This window comes from Rahnella sp. PAMC25559 (genome assembly GCF_050632365.1).
GTDB classification, from domain to species: domain Bacteria; phylum Pseudomonadota; class Gammaproteobacteria; order Enterobacterales; family Enterobacteriaceae; genus Rahnella; species Rahnella rivi.
The window spans coordinates 130,637-147,419 of the sequence record NZ_CP192543.1; the positions used below are offsets into that span (position 1 = coordinate 130,637).

At 47.1% G+C, this 16,783-nt stretch carries 15 protein-coding genes; 3 read left to right on the forward strand and 12 right to left on the reverse strand.

Features of this window, described 5'->3' with window-relative positions; translation table 11 throughout:
* Positions 1 to 21 precede the first annotated feature (21 nt).
* Genes ACQZQY_RS01935 through ACQZQY_RS01950 form a run of 4 tightly spaced genes read right to left on the reverse strand, consistent with a single transcriptional unit; the run spans position 22 to position 2,605 of the window.
* A complete protein-coding gene (locus tag ACQZQY_RS01935) occupies positions 22 to 858 on the reverse strand; it encodes an MBL fold metallo-hydrolase (protein ID WP_217202697.1) in 837 nt (278 codons plus the stop codon).
* 10 nt (positions 859 to 868) lie between these two features.
* Positions 869 to 1,195, reverse strand: coding sequence for a hypothetical protein (locus ACQZQY_RS01940; RefSeq protein WP_431296535.1), 327 nt, complete (start codon positions 1,193 to 1,195; stop codon positions 869 to 871).
* 43 nt (positions 1,196 to 1,238) lie between these two features.
* Positions 1,239 to 1,805 carry a peptidylprolyl isomerase gene (locus ACQZQY_RS01945; protein ID WP_136377489.1) on the reverse strand — a complete coding sequence of 189 codons (567 nt, stop codon included), beginning with the start codon at positions 1,803 to 1,805 and terminating at the stop codon, positions 1,239 to 1,241.
* Positions 1,806 to 1,822: 17 nt separating this feature from the next.
* Positions 1,823 to 2,605: an alpha/beta fold hydrolase gene (locus ACQZQY_RS01950; protein WP_122096442.1), complete on the reverse strand. Its 783-nt coding sequence runs from the start codon at positions 2,603 to 2,605 to the stop codon at positions 1,823 to 1,825.
* Positions 2,606 to 2,937: 332 nt separating this feature from the next.
* On the opposite strand from ACQZQY_RS01950, the gene ACQZQY_RS01955 reads away from it, so the two are divergent.
* Positions 2,938 to 3,351 (forward strand): FAD-dependent oxidoreductase, encoded by a 414-nt coding sequence (locus tag ACQZQY_RS01955; RefSeq protein ID WP_431296536.1) that lies wholly within the window; start codon positions 2,938 to 2,940, stop codon positions 3,349 to 3,351.
* Positions 3,352 to 3,431: 80 nt separating this feature from the next.
* Here ACQZQY_RS01955 and ACQZQY_RS01960 read toward each other — a convergent pair whose 3' ends face one another.
* The 3 genes from ACQZQY_RS01960 to gapS6a form a co-directional block, all read right to left on the reverse strand.
* Complete coding sequence (locus ACQZQY_RS01960) at positions 3,432 to 4,058, reverse strand: DUF2971 domain-containing protein (protein ID WP_431296537.1); 627 nt, start codon at positions 4,056 to 4,058, stop codon at positions 3,432 to 3,434.
* A gap of 533 nt (positions 4,059 to 4,591) precedes the next feature.
* Positions 4,592 to 7,960 carry a hypothetical protein gene (locus tag ACQZQY_RS01965; protein ID WP_431296538.1) on the reverse strand — a complete coding sequence of 1,123 codons (3,369 nt, stop codon included), beginning with the start codon at positions 7,958 to 7,960 and terminating at the stop codon, positions 4,592 to 4,594.
* A 3-nt stretch (positions 7,961 to 7,963) separates the two neighbouring features.
* On the reverse strand, positions 7,964 to 8,293 hold the full coding sequence (gapS6a, locus tag ACQZQY_RS01970; RefSeq protein ID WP_421671451.1) for a GapS6a family protein: 330 nt from the start codon (positions 8,291 to 8,293) through the stop codon (positions 7,964 to 7,966).
* Positions 8,294 to 8,814: 521 nt separating this feature from the next.
* On the opposite strand from gapS6a, the gene ACQZQY_RS01975 reads away from it, so the two are divergent.
* Positions 8,815 to 9,417 carry a LysE family translocator gene (locus ACQZQY_RS01975; protein WP_421671450.1) on the forward strand — a complete coding sequence of 201 codons (603 nt, stop codon included), beginning with the start codon at positions 8,815 to 8,817 and terminating at the stop codon, positions 9,415 to 9,417.
* Between the two features lie 104 nt (positions 9,418 to 9,521).
* On the opposite strand, the gene ACQZQY_RS01980 is transcribed toward ACQZQY_RS01975, so the two are convergent.
* On the reverse strand, positions 9,522 to 9,767 hold the full coding sequence (locus ACQZQY_RS01980; RefSeq protein ID WP_431296539.1) for a hypothetical protein: 246 nt from the start codon (positions 9,765 to 9,767) through the stop codon (positions 9,522 to 9,524).
* Positions 9,768 to 9,934: 167 nt separating this feature from the next.
* On the opposite strand from ACQZQY_RS01980, the gene ACQZQY_RS01985 reads away from it, so the two are divergent.
* Complete coding sequence (locus ACQZQY_RS01985) at positions 9,935 to 10,972, forward strand: aminopeptidase (protein WP_431296540.1); 1,038 nt, start codon at positions 9,935 to 9,937, stop codon at positions 10,970 to 10,972.
* A 75-nt stretch (positions 10,973 to 11,047) separates the two neighbouring features.
* Here the strand turns inward: ACQZQY_RS01985 and ACQZQY_RS01990 are convergent, their stop codons facing one another.
* The 4 genes from ACQZQY_RS01990 to ACQZQY_RS02005 all read right to left on the reverse strand — a co-directional run bounded on the left by ACQZQY_RS01990 (position 11,048) and on the right by ACQZQY_RS02005 (position 16,703).
* Entirely contained in the window at positions 11,048 to 11,779 is a 732-nt protein-coding gene (locus ACQZQY_RS01990; RefSeq protein WP_056772846.1) for a phosphoadenylyl-sulfate reductase, read from the reverse strand.
* Positions 11,780 to 11,803: 24 nt separating this feature from the next.
* Positions 11,804 to 13,540 (reverse strand): assimilatory sulfite reductase (NADPH) hemoprotein subunit, encoded by a 1,737-nt coding sequence (gene cysI, locus ACQZQY_RS01995; RefSeq protein ID WP_056773082.1) that lies wholly within the window; start codon positions 13,538 to 13,540, stop codon positions 11,804 to 11,806.
* A gap of 27 nt (positions 13,541 to 13,567) precedes the next feature.
* Entirely contained in the window at positions 13,568 to 15,370 is a 1,803-nt protein-coding gene (gene cysJ / locus ACQZQY_RS02000) for an NADPH-dependent assimilatory sulfite reductase flavoprotein subunit (RefSeq protein WP_431296541.1), read from the reverse strand.
* 343 nt (positions 15,371 to 15,713) lie between these two features.
* Complete coding sequence (locus ACQZQY_RS02005; protein ID WP_136376582.1) at positions 15,714 to 16,703, reverse strand: alpha/beta hydrolase-fold protein; 990 nt, start codon at positions 16,701 to 16,703, stop codon at positions 15,714 to 15,716.
* Positions 16,704 to 16,783 lie beyond the last annotated feature (80 nt).

Genomic DNA, 16,783 nt, shown 5'->3' on the forward strand with positions numbered 1-16,783 from the left:
CGTCATACCTACAGTTGTTAACTATTCGATATCGACGATCCCATATCCCGATTTACGCTTTTCAATATAACCAAATCCTTGCTCACCAAAATGCATACCACCGACCAGGATCTTGTCCAGGCTAACCCTCTCAAGCAGGTGAGTACGTGTCTCTGCCGCCAGTTGAGGATCATAGTCAAAGGCAATGGCAACCTCCGGTTTAAGCAGTTGAATATGAGGGAAATGAACAATATCACCCCAAATCAACAGACTGCTTTTGCTGCCCTCAATCCGGTACCCCGTATGCCCCGGCGTGTGACCTTTCAGCGGGATGGCAAAAACGCCGGGAAATATCTCGCCATTGTCGACCAGGCGAAGACTTTTCTGATACTTTTTAAATATACTCCGCGCTAACAGGAAATTGCCTTTTATCCGGTCACTGACGGCAGCGAAATTTTCATCGTCTTCCAGATAATTAAATTCATCGCCATTGATGATCAATTCGGCATTCGAAAATACAGCTTCACCTTCTGCACTTAATAAACCGCCAATATGGTCTGGATGTGCGTGGGTGAGAAGAACGGCGTCAATATCGTCAGGTTGTATATCCAGCCTGGCGAGATTGGCAATCAGCCTGCCTCCCCATCCCTTAACACCACCTGCCCCGCTATCAATAAGAGTATTTTTTCCTTTCCTGCGTATTAAGAAGGTATTGATATGCACCGCATTGAGTTCACTGACTTGTGCGCTGCGCTGAATTTCCTCGCACTCTTGTTCATCCACATTTGAAAGCATTCCGAACCCGACCTGCAAATATCCATCGCTCACCGCTATGACCTCTGTATCGCCGAGATCTCTGGTTGGAAAATTGGCATTCATAATCTGTTCCTTAGTTCTTTGCATAAATATTACTCGCGTCAAAAGAGAAACAACGAATTCTCGCTGTGACTCCTGTCTTCTCCTTAATTAATAAATCCACCTGATGCATGAATTCATCCAGCACGGACACCGTTCGGAAAACTTCCTGCCTGAGCCTGGCTTCAAAGTAGACCGGCGTGCCAAAACCTATCTCTGCGGTGAGAACGCTGATGTGAATATTATTTTCTTTCGCTTTCAGTATCTCTTTGGCGAGAAGGGCTAAAGCGGTTGAAAATTCCACAAAAGAATCTGCATCTAACCGATGGCTTGCAGACGTATAGAGCGTAATGCTGGGCATTTTACATCGACTCCTTCGAATGAATAATTAACCCGTTGGCGGTTTATACTGCTCTGGCAGAGACTAACCTCATGCTTTTTATGATATCCGGATTAACCACCGTGCCTATTTCAGGCTCCCCCTGGCGGAGCTTATCAATTAACTCAATGCCACGCGTGACTTGCCCAAAAGCCGTGTATTTTTGGTCTAAATACCCTGCTCTGGCGGAGGTGATAAAAAACTGATGGCTGGCGCTGTGGGGATGCCGTGATCTGGCCATGCCGACTGTACCTCGCTCGAAAGGCAGAGGATTAAATTCTGCGGTCAGCGCCGGTAACCTCATGTAATCCAGCCCTGTCTCTTTTATCGGATCACCCGTTTGCGCCATAAAACCCTCAATGACTCGGCTAAACGGCATGCCATCGTAAAATTTGGCCTGCACCAGAGATTTTATGCGTTCAACATGCCGGGGGGCTAAATCGGAAAATAAACGGATGGTGACGGTTCCCCCCTTCAGTTCCATCTCGAGGAGATCGCCCTCCTGATCCATTAACCCTTTTAATGCGGCAGGAAGCATTAAAGCACCTGCGCACAGGCTCAGGCTTGCGCCAATAAACAACCGACGATTCATAAGATTCACTCCGAGTGTTAATGCGTATCCTTCTTCTCAATAAACGAGACGATTTCATCAGTAAGCGCCTCGGGTTGCTCAAAATTCGGTAAATGCGCTGCGTCGGGTAGGGTATGCAATTCTGCATGACGCTTTTCGGCCAGCCGTTGCGCGTAGTCCGGGGGCGTAAGTTGATCCTCGCTCCCTCTCACCACAACAGCCCTTACCCCCGGAATAGTCATATCGGTCAGATCGGTATCGGCGATGGCATAAGAGCAACCCGCGAAGGCTTCAACGGTTGTCCGGCGCAGCATCTGCTTCATCCCGTCTGCGTAAGGCGAGTCGATAAATTTCGGTGTCACCCATTTGCTTAAAATTCCCATCTCCAGATGTTCGACACCGTGATGGAATACATCTTCAGCCCTGGCTCGCCAGAGCGAAGGCGGGGCGGCATTCACAAGTGCAGTATCAATAATAATCATTCCCTTAACTCGTTTGGGTATCTTAAATCCAATCCATTGCGCTATTGTCCCGCCGATTGACACCCCTGCCACATAGAACTCATTGATTTGAAGATGATCCAGCGCCGCCACGACATCGTCTGCCAAATCTGACATTGAAAATGGCAGAGCGTCGACTGCGCTTAATCCATGCCCGCGAATGTCCAGGCGAACAACGCGATAACGTTCACTCAGACGCGGCATTTGCAAATCCCAAAGGTGCAAATCCGTCCCCAAAGAATGAAGAAGCACCACCGTAGTTGCATTTTTTTGACCCTGCACATCGACGTGCTGAGTTAATTTAAGTGGCCGAATAAACATTTAATACTCCATATTATTTTTTCAATTTCATGGAAATAAGTGTTCTCGTTATAATGCTAAATATTCAACACGATGCTCACGTTGCTATTATTAAAGTAATTCTCATCTTTGCTCTAACGGATAATTTCGATATCACTATCGAAATTATAGATACGAGCCGGATCGGCCGATCGATCGTCGAAGAGAGACTATTTCTTCCGCTCGCCTTTGTAAGCGCAAATTACCCCACGCGGATCTCCTGCTGCGGCATATCGTTAGCCCAATTACGTATTAGACATCTATACGGCTGTCTATTAGGATCGCACCACCAGGGATAACGATATGACTCACCGATGAAAATTAAACATTTACCTCTTGATCAAAATATCAATGGCTGGGCCGCGCTGCGGGGTATTACGCCACGTCATCCCGGCTTGCACGGTAAGGTTACGGCTGACTGGCTGGTGAATGGCGCCGGGTTTGCGGGGCTGGTATTTGCACGGCGAATTGCCGAACTTCGTCCGCACGAAGACGTGGTGGTGCTTGAAGCGCTGGATGTTGCGGATAATGCCTCGGCACGTAATTCGGGATTTGTTATCGATTTGCCTCATACCGTCGGCAGCACGTCGGCTGAGCTGGAGCAGGCGCATACTTATCGCCGCCTTTTACAGTACGGACTTCAACATCTGAAAGACACCGTCGATCAGCATGGGATCGCGTGCGACTGGCACACAGCAGACAAACACGTGACGCTGAAGGTCTGCTGAGAGCGAAGATCGGACGTTGAGAGATCAAAAACTATATTATCTCGCTATATGATGTTGCAAAACATACGTTCATTTGATTCTTATGTTGCACTTGTTCCATATGATTTCCATTGCGTATTTTCAATCAATGTTGACCTCACAATAGGGATGCTCTTGCATCCATCTATTATTTTAAGAAGTTTCACAACATTCACCCTCAAGCTAGGGTGCATCCATGGGCTAAGAGTTATTCTGGTAATTGAAGAAATATCAATCGGGACATCGAGGGAGAAAGCTTTATCGGACTCTGATTCCCACAATGCTCTGAACTCTTTTTCATGCTTGTAAGGTATTCGCTTAACAAATGGTAAACGGGCAATCGTTGGACGATTATCACGCAACTCCTTCAAGGCGAGGTAGGTTACCTCTTGAAATTTCACTCCTTTGGCTTTGGAGAACGCTGTCTCAAGTTTTTCGGAATCGAAGTTAACACATACTCCAGAAGCTCCGGATGAGAACACCCGCCAATGATGGTATGTCTCTGATTCTTTAGTGAAACATAGCGCAAGCACTGATTGTAACTCCTTCTTCTCCTTATAGGTCGCAAGAAAGTAAGAGTCATTCTTGTCATCCCAGAAAGAAGGGTCGAGAAGAGTCAGTTTTCTGTTTGTTAAAATCTGAATTAGCGCCGGAAGATCCGTGTATCGTCTATAGCTTACCTTTCTCATCACTGCTCCTTTCTACCCAAATGTCACCTCAGGCATCTGATGCCAAAGATATTAAGTTTAACTAATTTATATATTTTCAATCTTCAAAAAATTAAAACTTAAACGCATTGTTTTTCATCATTAACGTTTCACTATTGAGACTTATAGTTAAGTCGAAAAAATTTAACGCCCGCTTCTGGCACAAAGCGGAAGTACGTCCCAAGCAAGGTCCGCTATGAGCGATGAACGGACGTTAAATTGCCGGAATTTTTCTGGAAGAGAATGGTTCGTTTTGACGGGATACTCACAATACGATTCGGATTATATCAGAGGTGGTAAAGCCCTGAACGAGTTTAGGATCAATTTTTACCCGCTCGTCCAGTGGTGGGATAAACTACGGATTTTAAAAGGGAAAGCGGCGTCGCGGGGTGGGCGAGGGGAAAGTTAGGCACTCTATGCGTAAACCCCAATCTACGTAAGATAACGAAAATGGCCAGGGATGATACAAACCAGCCCATACTATGCGTCGTTTAGTTTCTACTGGGTTTATGACTTTATTTATCATTGTTATTATTGATGGATAATAGAGAGTTTTCAAGATCAGCAGTTATAATAGGCAAGAGTGTATTGATTTTTCTTATATCCATAAAATGTCCAAATGCAAAATTACTGGCCAACTGAGAAATTAATTTATGCATTATGGATGAACGAAGGTTATATGTTAGACATATTATAAAAACAGATAGCTTTTCCTCACTGGAAGCTTTTTCCTTTGTGCGCACAATGGCATTACAGCATGCATTAAAAACCTTATCAATATTATACCCATAAGGGTTAACCTCATAAGTGTTATTTTTTGGAAGGACAACATTCCCCATCAAGTCCGTTGCTAATGCCTTGTTAAGATAACTATAAAAAACAGAGCGCATAAATGTATTCATTTCAATCTTATCATTATAATTACCTGAATACTTATTTATTAACGCAGAAATATATAAGCCATGTGAGTCTGTTTTTGACGATGAAAGGTTCATAAAATCAAATTGTGGAAGGGAGTAGGGAAATTCAGAAACACAATGAAGTTGAACTCCCTCTTCACGAGAAGAGAACGTTACTTCTCTGGCAGCATCCAAAAATATCGAATTTGTGTTAGAAAGATCGCTACCAAAACAAGCGTGAACATATGAGGCTAGTTGAGTATCAATTGTAAGAAATTTCAAACTCGTATTTTTTAAAGCATACAAAAACTTAAGGTAATTAGTTGTGGCTACTTTTGCAAGGATAGAAAACTCTTTCGGCGAGTTTGTTATTTGTAAATCAAGGGGAACAAGTGAAGGCAAAATGGCCTTTAAGTTTTTTATAAATCCTTTGAAAGCAATGTTTATTTGCTCTGGAGTGGTTATTAATACTTGACCATCACCACCAATATTCATAGACATATAATTAGCATCGCTGATGTTATTTAGCCATGCATGAATACTTTCAATATCCTCTTTAATGAGGTGTATTTCGACCCCTTGATTTACAAAGTGTTGACTCAATGATGACAGGCAAAGATAAACAACAGTGATGAAATCAGTGCAGATAATTTTTCCAAGCGGTGAACCATCATTTATAAATTCAATGTATTTAGATTTCTTTTGCGTAAGAAGACGTAAAGAAGACTTTATCGGATCGCTCTTATCCAAAAGACTTGTTTGAAGACCGAGGAATACTCTATCACTAAAATCGATCACTTGCTTATCTGTGTTTTGTGGCAGAAGAGATATTAAGCTCTCTAACATTTTCTCAGGTTCGTCTGGTAGTTTAATTATCTGAAAACCGTCAGAACCATCATTTGACTCATGCCTTATGGTATTTGCTAATCTGTATACGGCAACATACGGGGGAATCTTTTCGTGTAAAGTAATTAACTTATTCCCAACACGTGTTTTTATTCCAGGTGTAGCACTTAAAAGACTCATTGCTATGAGGGATGAGTCACCCAGGAAATACTGACTTTGTTTTTGATTGTTCTTGATGATTAATTTAGTGAGTGTAGAACCGGAATCATCGTATTGGAATCCGCATATACAATTTCCCAAATTATAAGAGGGAGTATGTTCACCACGCTGAGCACCAATTATAAGATTATTTCCAACATCTGAAACAAATTTGGAATGATTTTCTGGGTTAATAATAAAAAGATTTATCGATACAATTTCGATGATATCAAACCGCCTAAGTTTTGATAAAATACTTAATAATATGTATAGGCTTGGTGATGGTGAACAAACTGTAGAACAGTCAAATGCGTCAACTTCCTTTTCTACTTCAGCCTCTTCACCCAATAAATCAAGTGTTCTCAACTTAAGACCAATGAATTCTAGATCCTTAGAATTGTTAACACGAGGAAAGACGGCTTCCGCTGATTTAGGAAGATAATGGTAAAGATAAGATTCAATTAACTGATAATAAATAAAATCTGGTTTATCAGCATCGGATATGTCTTTTTCAAAGTCGTGAAAATTAAGATAACGAGCACATGAATATAGATTGATAAGATACTGGATAACAAAAGGTGAACACCAAAGTTTTTTTCTGTCGCCTACGTACTTAGCCATAATCTCACATGCATCATACTGAAGCTCTATTTCGCATAGCATATCGGAAATGAGGAGTATGGTTATAGATGAAACAGTCTCATACAAATCCTCTTCAGACTCTAAGACTTTTGATATAACGTCCGAAATTTTTTCATTTTCTTTGATAACTAACAGAACCAAAAGACGATAAAGACTACTCTCCAGATCGCTATGACTACCTTTAATCTCCAATCCTTTTAGAGCCCAAATGTAGAGTTCATTAGAGGTCATTACCTCTTTGGCTAAGAGAAAATAAGATATATCAACCTCAGACATATTAGAAGCATTACGAACGAACTCTACACGATATGCACTATCATTTTTGCACCTTTTAGCTACTGATATTTTATTAGACTCATCAAATGAAGTTTCTAAAAAAATAGATTTAAATTCTTTAGCGAAATCCTTATGTACTTTCTCAATGAAATCTAAGTTATCCAGGCATAGGTTACGCAGCACAACATTACGTTCCTTCGTAAAGATGTATAACGGGACTATGATATTAAATAGTCTGATATCCCTGCCGTGATAGTCACTCATAAACGTAACTATATTATTGGTTAATTCGTCTACTTTATTCTTCATTATTTGAGAAAGAACCCAGTAATCGCAATTTTTCAAATAAGGATTTAAAGCAACAGCCTGTGCATAGAAATAAATAACTTCTGAGTTATGGCTTTCATAATTTATTTTCAAATATTTTGCAAGTTTACTAGCCTCATCGGAAACCCCTACACGCATCAATCCGGCAATAAGACCAATCAATTCCTCTTCTGACAAATTGTATTTTTTTTCAACGAGCACCAATAACTCTTGTTTATTTGAGAAAAGTTCGAGAACAACAGCTTTGCTGTAGTTACCGGAAATGCTATAAGCCATAAGCCTATTTCTGGCTTCCACTTCCCCTTCTTGAATAAGTGATGCTCTCAATGCCAAAGAAATAGCAAAGTCTTTGATCATCAAGTCATTGGATGAGGAGATTATTCTTTGCAAGTTACCTAAATCAACTTGGCTATTTGCATCATCAATGAGATCGCACCTTACATCAATTAAATTTAACAACCAGTGTACTTCATCACTCAGGTTAGTTATGCTTGATATGAAGTTCAATTTATCTCGAGCATCATCCGTATTTCTATTTGAAACAAGTTTGAGAATTTCTTGAATGGGTAACTTCAAGTCGCCAGGAATTACAGTGCTCTTTCCAATATAGAAATTTGCGTTTTCAATATTGTAGTCAATTTTACCTCCTAACACATTATCACCGTCACCATAATGTGTTTGAGTAGTATTTTCCATGTCCTACTTACCTGGATTAATGATTTTATTGCCACCTACATTATCACCTGAACCAAAATGAGTTTGGTTTATCGTTGATTTGGAAGTTTCAGGTATATTTTTAAGGATTTCGACAATATCGGGTTGGTTGTTCAACTCTTTCTCGATGGCCTTCTCGCTCATATCTTCATTTAAGCCAAGCTTTTCTAGCTTCTGAGCCAATATCTCAGCATGTTCGTCATTGGTGATAAATTCAGTTAACTTATTTTTAATACCATCTTTAGTAAAGGACAATCCTTTAACGAAGAGATCATATATTGCTCTGGCAAGAAGTGCTGTGGTAAGTGCGGTCATTTCTATATCCTCTTTCACAAATATCTAAGTAGGTGGTTCTAGAAAAATAATTTTAACTTGATTTACGATTTAAGCAATTTTTTACTATCAGTAATAATGACTCATGACAACCTACAGAAGCATTAATTTCACATAGGATGCATAGAGTGGTAGTGAAACTATCAGATAGTAGCAACTGTCTAGACGTCTAGTCTTGTAGATAGGCTTCATGCCTTCGTTCTACCAGGAGATTCATGCTAGGAATTAAGTTGTTATGGGTAATAGTAGGGGGAGTATGGCACCTCCAGCCTACGGTAGAGCAAACGAGTTTTCGAGGGGATTACTGCACTAAGTCACCTGAATGGGGTGAAACGTCCGCTTCTGGCACACAGCAGACAAAACACCTGACGCTGAAGGTCTGACGAGAGCGAGGAGCCGACCTTTCATTCATGGTGGCTATATGTTTTCATTGTGTTAAATACAACATTCTCGAAGCGCCTTGACTGGCAATACAGTAGAGCGTCAATGACTATCAAAAATCTATGGATCTAAACCTTCTTGGGTTTATGCCAGCACTACTCCCTGTTGCACTGTCCCCCGGAGCAAGCTTCACTGTTGTTATGAGCGGTGCTCTGGCAGGCGGTCACAAAGGATTGTTCAGGACTCTTGCCGGAACAGCTTTGGGCATTTATACCCACGCAGTTCTCATAGGGTTTGGTATTACCGCTGTGCTCATATCTTCTCCAGCAATTTTTGCTGTGTTGAAATTTTTCGGAACTGCCTATCTGCTCTGGTTAGGAGCGATGCTTATACGCAACGGCATAAGGGCAAACCCAGAAGGGTTTGCTGATACGAAGCATTCGGTGACTTTAAGAGAGGCCTGGATAGCGAATGTTTTGAATCCTAAAGCCATCATTTTCTATCTGACAGTCGTTTCGCAGTTCGCAGGGGTACAGGGAGGTGTTTGCAACTATCTGACACTGGCATCAGTACATGTAGTCGTTATGAGCGTTTGGCTTTACGCTGTTAGCCAAACACTGATCTTTTCAGTAAAAAAAACCAACCCATTAATGCTCAAAAAATACGTCAACATTGCGGGCGGGATGTTGCTAATTGCTTTTTCTCTGCACAGCCTGATCCCGTAATTCATCACCTATAGCGACAACGTCCGCTCTTGGCCGATTTCTGCTTGTCACGACCGACAGCTATGGCCGACTGTCGCCGGTCAAGCCAGCGGCCTTGTCGCTATTTAGGAGCCATTTGGTGTGGAGTGCAAGAATTTACCGCCTTTAGCTTCAACTACCGAGCGAACGGCCCCGGCGTCTGATTTCGAGCCGATAAATGCAAGTTGTAATTTAGGAAGCATAGTTGATGTGTTACTTAAAGCTGCAATGGCTGAGTTAGCTGCAAAAGAACTATTAGTTACTAAATGGAATATAGAGCGCCAGGCGGCGCTCGGTCTTGCGGGGTTTTTCTCTGCCTGAATATTTTTCATGACCCTTTCGCCTATGGCGGTCGCGACAAAAAGAGCGATTTCGGATTTGGGAAATTGTCTATTGGCTCACACAATCGCATACTATCCGCCCTGTAAGACCGCCACGCGCGGCCTGCTGCTTTGATTGCCTTCCGGTCACCCTGACCAATTTACAAGGATTTTTGGCTATGTTTTCTTTCTTACGCATAAAGCTGTCGCTGCTGGCTTTAGGCCTGAGCTGCGCCGGTATGGGCCATGCGCTGGCGGCCACTGCGCCGCTTCCCCCGATGGGCAAAATTGCCAGTCAGCAAATTCGTCATATCGCCACCTATTTTCCGGGGCGGATGGCAGGCAGTCCGGCGGAGCTGATCGCCGCCGAATATCTGAATCAGCAATTTACTAAATTCGGTTACCAGAGCAATCTGCGCGGTTTCGATACCCGTTATCTCTACACCAGCAACGACGGCAAGCAGGACTGGCACACCCTTCATGCCACATCGGTGATCGCCGCGCGCGCCGGTGAAGTGCCACAGCAAATCATTGTGATGGCCCATTTCGACACCTATATGCCGCAAAGTGACGCCGACACCAATCACAACCTTGGCGGCCTGACGTTGCAGGGTGTCGATGACAATGCGTCCGGCATCGGCGTGATGATGGAGCTGGCCGAGCGGATGGAAGCCATCCCGACGCATTACAGCCTGCGTTTTGTCGCGCTGAGTGCCGAAGAAACCGGGGCGAAAGGCGCAGAAGATTTTATCAAGCGGATGAGTGCCGAAGAGAAGAAAAATACGCTGCTGGTGATCAATCTGGATTCACTGATCACCGGCGATAAGTTGTATTTCAACAGCGGGGTGAACACCTCGGCGGCGGTGGCTAAACTGACCCGCGTGCGGGCAATTAATATTGCCCACAGTCTGGGGATCCCGGCGGAAAGTCATGCAGGGGCACATTGTTGTGAAGGTTTACAGGCGCTGGACGATGCGCGTCTGCCGCTGCTGAATGTCACTGCCACCAATTACGCACTGGGTAAAAAAGACGGCGTCCAGCAACGGGCGATCAGCAGCCATTTCCCGCTGGGCACTGCACGGTATCAGAGCCAGTTTGATAATTTGCAATATCTCGACAGCGTGTTACCGGGGCGCATCGACAAGCGCGCCAGAGACAGTGTGAAAGTATTGTTCCCGCTGCTGAAAGCGCTGGCGAAACCGGCCAAACACGCCTGACTTTTTACTGGCCGTGCAATTGAAAACGGACGCGATAAGCGTCCGTTTTTTTATTGGGAAAGATGCAGCGAAGGATTATTCGTGCAGGCCGCATTCACGTTTCAGACCAAAGAAGCGCGTGTCTTCTTCCTTCATCCCTTCTTCCCACTTTTTCGTGGTATGGGTGTCACCCACGGAAAGATAGCCCTGATCCCAGAGCGGGTGATAACTCAGACCGTTGTCTTTCAGATATTGGAAAATCTGACGATTGTCCCAGTCGATAATCGGCAGGAGCTTAAACACCCCGCGCTGAACGGCCAGCACCGGCAGATGCGCACGGCTGCCAGACTGCTCACGGCGCAGACCCGCGAACCAGGTCTGCACGCCGAGTTGCTCAATCGCACGGTTCATCGGCTCAACTTTGTTGATCTGATTGTACTGTTCGATCCCTTCCACGCCCTGTTCCCAAAGCTTACCGTAGCGCGCTTCCTGCCACGCGGGTGACTGTTCTGCGCGGAACACCTGCAGATTCAGGTTCAGCTGTTCAGTGAGCGTATCGATGAACTGATAAGTTTCCGGAAACAGATAACCGGTATCGGTAAGGATCACCGGAATATCGGATTTCTGCTGAGTCACCAGATGCAGACAAACTGCCGCCTGAATGCCGAAACTGGAGGAAAGCGCGAATTCGCCGGGCATGTTTTCCAGCGCCCATTGCACACGCTCCTGTGCCGACAGCTTTTCGAGGCTGACGTTAATTTCCGCCAGCGCCATCGCCTGCCCGGATTTCGGTAACTCATTCAATTGCGCAAGACTGAGTAAACTCATAGCGTCTCCGATAAGTCGTCGTGCTTAATCGTAAAAATCACGAGCCGGATCGAGCACCGGCCTGATGATGCCTGCGCGGATCACAAAGTCGCCGAAGCCTTCGTTTGTTTCGCGCTCTTTTGCCCAGCGACCCACCAGCTCATCGATGATGCTCAGGATCTCTGTATCAGAAATATTTTCGCGGTACATACGCGGAATGCGCGTACCCGCACGGTTGCCGCCAAGATGCAGGTTGTAGCGGTTCATCGCTTTGCCGACTAAACCGATCTCAGCCAGCAATGCCCGCCCGCAACCGTTAGGGCACCCGGTGACGCGCAGAACGATATGTTCATCGCCTACGCCGTGGCCATGCATGATACCTTCGACTTTGGTCACAAATTCCGGCAGGAAGCGTTCTGCTTCTGCCATCGCCAGCGGACAGGTCGGATAAGACACGCAGGCCATCGAGTTTTTGCGCTGCTCGGTGACGCCGTCGTCGATCAGGCCGTGATTACGCGCCAGCGTTTCGATCGCGTCTTTGTCTTTTTCCGAAACACCCGCCACGATCAGGTTCTGGTTAGCAGTAAGCCTGAAATCGCCTTTATGGATCTTAGCAATTTCTGCCAGACCGGTTTTCAGCGGCTTGCCCGGATAATCGAGAATACGGCCATTTTCGATAAACAGCGTCAGGTGCCATTGTTTGTCGATGCCTTTTACCCAACCGATGCGATCGCCGCGACCGGTGAATTCATAAGGGCGGATATCCGCAAACTGAATCCCGGCGCGTTTTTCAACTTCGGCTTTGAATACCGGCACACCCACGCGTTCCAGGGTGTATTTGGTTTTGGCGTTTTTACGGTTAGTACGGTTGCCCCAGTCGCGCTGCGTAGTGACCACCGCTTCGGCCACGGCCAGCGTATTCTCCAGCGGAATAAAGCCCAGCTCGCTGGCGGTGCGTGCGTATGTGGCTTTATCGCCGTGTGCGATAGAAAGCCCGCCGCCGACCAGCACGTTGAAGCCGACCAGTTTGCCGTTGTCGGCAATTGCCACGAAGTTCAGATCGTTAGCGTGAAGATCCACGTCATTTTGCGGCGGGATCACCACGGTGGTTTTGAATTTACGCGGTAAATACGTTGCACCGAGGATCGGCTCTTCGTCGGTAGTTTCGACTTTTTCCTGATCCAGCCACACTTCGGCATAAGCCCGCGTGCGCGGCAGCAGGTGTTCGGAGATTTTCTTCGCCCACTGATACGCTTCCTGATGCAGTTCTGACTCCACCGGATTCGACGTACACAACACGTTACGGTTAACGTCGTTGGCGGTCGCCAGCGCATCCAGACCCAACTTGTTCAGCAGCTGATGCACGGGTTTGACGTTCGGCTTGAGAATGCCGTGGAACTGGAATGTCTGACGGTTCGTGATACGGATGCTGCCGTAAATCGTGCTGTCATCGGCGAATTTGTCGATGCCAAGCCACTGCGCAGGCGTCATCACACCGCCTGGCAAACGGCAGCGCAGCATCATGGCATGACGCGGCTCCAGTTTTTGCTCGGCACGTTCGGCACGGATATCACGGTCATCCTGCTGATACATGCCGTGGAAACGGATTAACAGGAAGTTGTCACCGTTAAAACCGCCAGTCAGGCCGTCTTTTAAATCTTCAGTGATGGTTCCGCGCAGGAAATTGCTTTCCTTTTTCAGGCGCTCGGCGTCAGCCAGCGGGGCGTCGACGATTAACGGGCCCGGACCGGGATTGAGTTCACTCCACAACTTATTGCTCATAAGGTTTTCGCTCATTGCTCAAATTCGTTAATACACGTCGCGCTGATAACGGCGATCCAGGCGCAGCTCACTGAGGTATTCGTCGGCGGTTTCCAGATCCATCACGCCATATTCAGCGATGATCTCCAGCAACGCCTGCTCGACGTCCTTCGCCATACGGTTAGCGTCGCCGCAGACATACACGTGCGCGCCTTCCTGCAACCATTGCCAGACTTCCGCGCCTTGCTCGCGCAGTTTGTCCTGTACGTAAACTTTTTCAGCCTGATCGCGTGACCATGCCAGAGAGATATGGGTCAGCAGGCCGTCTTTCACATAACGCTGCCATTCCACCTGATAGAGAAAATCGTCGGTAAAGTGCGGGTTACCGAAGAACAGCCAGTTTTTGCCAGTGGCGCCATCGTTATCGCGCTGCTGAATAAAGGCGCGGAACGGCGCGATGCCGGTACCCGGACCAATCATAATGACCGGCGTTTCAGGATTAGCTGGCAGGCGGAAGTTGTCGTTGTGCTCGATAAACACTTTCAGTTCACCATCTTCTTCCAGACGATCCGCCAGGTAACCGGATGCACCGCCAGAACGCGGACGGCCATCGATATCGTAGCGCACCACGCCAACGGTAATATGGACTTCAGATTCGGTTTCCGCCTGCGAAGAGGCAATGGAATAGAGGCGCGGCGTCAGCGGACGCAGTAAATCCACCAGCTGTTGAGCATCCAGCTCAGTCGGCGCGCGACGCACCATATCGACGAACGGCACGGTCTGCGCGTAGTGCTGAAGCGCAGATTTGTCCGCCAGTAAACCGGTCAGCTGTTCATCACGACACAGACCGGCGTATTTCTCAATGATAGGCGTAGTGTTCTGGGTCAGTTCAATGTGGTGTTGCAGGGCGTCTGAAAGCGACAGTTTTTTATCATTCACTTCAACGGTTTCATCGCCTTTCAGCCACAACAGCTCGACGATTTCCTGCACCAGCTGCGGATCGTTTTCAAACCAGATGCCCAGCGCATCGCCTGGCTGGTAGCGCAAACCGGAATCACCCAGATCAATTTCCAGATGACGGACGTCTTTATCAGAATCCCGACCGGTAATTTTCTGGTTTACCGCGAGGGTCGCCGTCAGCGGCAATTCTTTGGTGTAAGGGCTGCTGTCGACCTGATTCACACTGCCCGCCAGCGTCGGTGCAGCCTGTGCAGAAACGTCAGCCGGTACGCGCTGTTTCAGTACATCGACTATGCGCTTGCGCCACGCCTGCGCCACGTCTTTGTACTCAACGTCGGCATCCACGCGGTCTAACAACCGCTCCGCGCCCAGCTCCCCCAGACGGGTATCAAAGTCTTTACCGGCCTGACAGAAGAATTCGTAAGACGTATCGCCCAGTGCAAATACCGCAAAGGCGGTATCTTTCATTTGCGGCGCTTTTTTGGATTGCAGGAATTTATGCAGCGCGACGGCTTCTTCCGCCTGCTCGCCTTCGCCTTGCGTGGAGGCCACGATCAGCAGCAGTTTTTCCTGTCCAATTTGCTTGAATTTGTAGTCACCGGCGTTCACCAGATTGACGTTCAGCTTCGCGGCGATCAAATCGTCACGCAGTTGCTCGGCAACGCGGCGGGCATTGCCGGTTTGCGATGCGGAGATCAAGGTGATCGACGCCGCTGCCGGGGCGGAAACCGGCGCAGAAACCACGTCAGGTTGCTGGTTTACCCTTCCCCAGAAATAACCGGAGAGCCAGGCCATCTGAGTGGGTGAGAAGTCACCCGTCGCCGATTGAAGGCGGGTCATTTGCTCGGGGGTCAGCGGGAGCAGTGAATTTGGAGGAGCCTGAGTCGTCATCGCGGTACGAATTCCCTTATGCAGAAGCCAGTCATCAATCCGGCCTTTTACGCTTTTCGCGCCCTTTGCGGTTCAACGAGCGCGCAGGAAAGACCTTTATTGTTTGTAAGGTTAACGAGGCGGATGATAACAATTAAAGAAGTGATGGAAATAATAAATAACCAAAAGGACTAAGAGCATTTAGAGGTAAGTTCTAGCGGAAAAACTGGTAAGTGAAGATTTTTATCGCACTGAAATCGCTAAAAAAATTCCCGCACACTTTTCAGGCCCTCAGCAAAGTGCCGGATAGATAAAGAAAAACCCCGCCAAAGCGGGGTGATGAATTTTTCTCATAAACCGCACATCAGAGATGGAAGGCGTTGTGCTGCTCGAACCAGGCAAACTGTCCGGCGGCGAAAACCGACATCTTACTGCCGCTGTGCCCGACGTCAGAGAGATCAACAAAGTGCCAGTTAAATGGCGTGTTATTTTGCTCAGCCCGTTGCTGGGAAGTCGTGAAATAGCTCTCGGCGCGATCCAGACGGTTGGCACCCTGCGCCATGGCCTGCTTGGATTTACGTAACAGATGATTTTCCGGATCGTCATCTTCTGCACCCACAGCAATCAGCACCGGTTTGGCGAAGTAATCGTCCAGTTGCTGCTGACTGACCGCGACCGGTGCCTCACGCAGGCCGTAGGGCCAGCGCTGATCGGTATCGGGCAGAGTCCACCACCCGGCCGCCGCGCACACCGCCGCTTTGACATTGGGCTGCGGTAACAACGTCAGCATACGGTGTACAAACTGGCAGCCCGCACTGTTGCCAAACAGATAGTATTGCTTCTGGCTGGTCACACCCTGCTTTTGCAGCGTGGTAAAAATGTTGTCAACAATACTGAATGCCCATTGGGATTTCGGCTGGCGGTGGTGGGTTTTGCTGTCCACCAGATTACCGAGGTTGTAACCCGCTGCACCCGGAAAATCCTGCTCGCTGAAATGCGGCACCACAACCCGCAAATGATACTGATCGGCCACGGTCATCCAGTCATTACGATACGTGGCCGCATTGCGATCGACACCGGTCATGACCATCACGACAGGCGTGGTTTCGTCTGCACCGGCGGGCTGATAGGTGAAAACTTCCAGCGTCTTTTTGCTTTGCGCCAGAGGAATATGCATCACGCCAGCGCCCGGCGGAAACGTCACTGACACTTTCGCCGCCACCGGCGCTTTCACCTCGGGGTGAACGGTTTTCGCCACCGCGGGCGCAGGAACCTGTTCGGGCGAGGCGGTTTGTGCCTGAACGCCAGCAGAGATAAACAGCGCCAGGACAGCGCAACGAAGCACAGTAATCATTCACTATCTCAACAGGTTAGTTTCTACCGGCTCACTGTATGCCAGTAACGCTGGCAGTGTAAAGGCAGTAAAAGTCAGGA

Excerpts from the sequence above, each read along its gene's own strand:
- ACQZQY_RS01935 (WP_217202697.1), bottom strand. The coding sequence starts at position 858 with ATGAATGCCAATTTTCCAACCAGAGATCTCGGCGATACAGAGGTCATA.
- ACQZQY_RS01940 (WP_431296535.1), bottom strand. The coding sequence starts at position 1,195 with ATGCCCAGCATTACGCTCTATACGTCTGCAAGCCATCGGTTAGATGCA.
- ACQZQY_RS01945 (WP_136377489.1), bottom strand. The coding sequence starts at position 1,805 with ATGAATCGTCGGTTGTTTATTGGCGCAAGCCTGAGCCTGTGCGCAGGT.
- ACQZQY_RS01950 (WP_122096442.1), bottom strand. The coding sequence starts at position 2,605 with ATGTTTATTCGGCCACTTAAATTAACTCAGCACGTCGATGTGCAGGGT.
- ACQZQY_RS01955 (WP_431296536.1), top strand. The coding sequence starts at position 2,938 with ATGAAAATTAAACATTTACCTCTTGATCAAAATATCAATGGCTGGGCC.
- ACQZQY_RS01960 (WP_431296537.1), bottom strand. The coding sequence starts at position 4,058 with ATGAGAAAGGTAAGCTATAGACGATACACGGATCTTCCGGCGCTAATT.
- ACQZQY_RS01965 (WP_431296538.1), bottom strand. The coding sequence starts at position 7,960 with ATGGAAAATACTACTCAAACACATTATGGTGACGGTGATAATGTGTTA.
- gapS6a (WP_421671451.1), bottom strand. The coding sequence starts at position 8,293 with ATGACCGCACTTACCACAGCACTTCTTGCCAGAGCAATATATGATCTC.
- ACQZQY_RS01975 (WP_421671450.1), top strand. The coding sequence starts at position 8,815 with ATGGATCTAAACCTTCTTGGGTTTATGCCAGCACTACTCCCTGTTGCA.
- ACQZQY_RS01980 (WP_431296539.1), bottom strand. The coding sequence starts at position 9,767 with ATGAAAAATATTCAGGCAGAGAAAAACCCCGCAAGACCGAGCGCCGCC.
- ACQZQY_RS01985 (WP_431296540.1), top strand. The coding sequence starts at position 9,935 with ATGTTTTCTTTCTTACGCATAAAGCTGTCGCTGCTGGCTTTAGGCCTG.
- ACQZQY_RS01990 (WP_056772846.1), bottom strand. The coding sequence starts at position 11,779 with ATGAGTTTACTCAGTCTTGCGCAATTGAATGAGTTACCGAAATCCGGG.
- cysI (WP_056773082.1), bottom strand. The coding sequence starts at position 13,540 with ATGAGCAATAAGTTGTGGAGTGAACTCAATCCCGGTCCGGGCCCGTTA.
- cysJ (WP_431296541.1), bottom strand. The coding sequence starts at position 15,370 with ATGACGACTCAGGCTCCTCCAAATTCACTGCTCCCGCTGACCCCCGAG.
- ACQZQY_RS02005 (WP_136376582.1), bottom strand. The coding sequence starts at position 16,703 with ATGATTACTGTGCTTCGTTGCGCTGTCCTGGCGCTGTTTATCTCTGCT.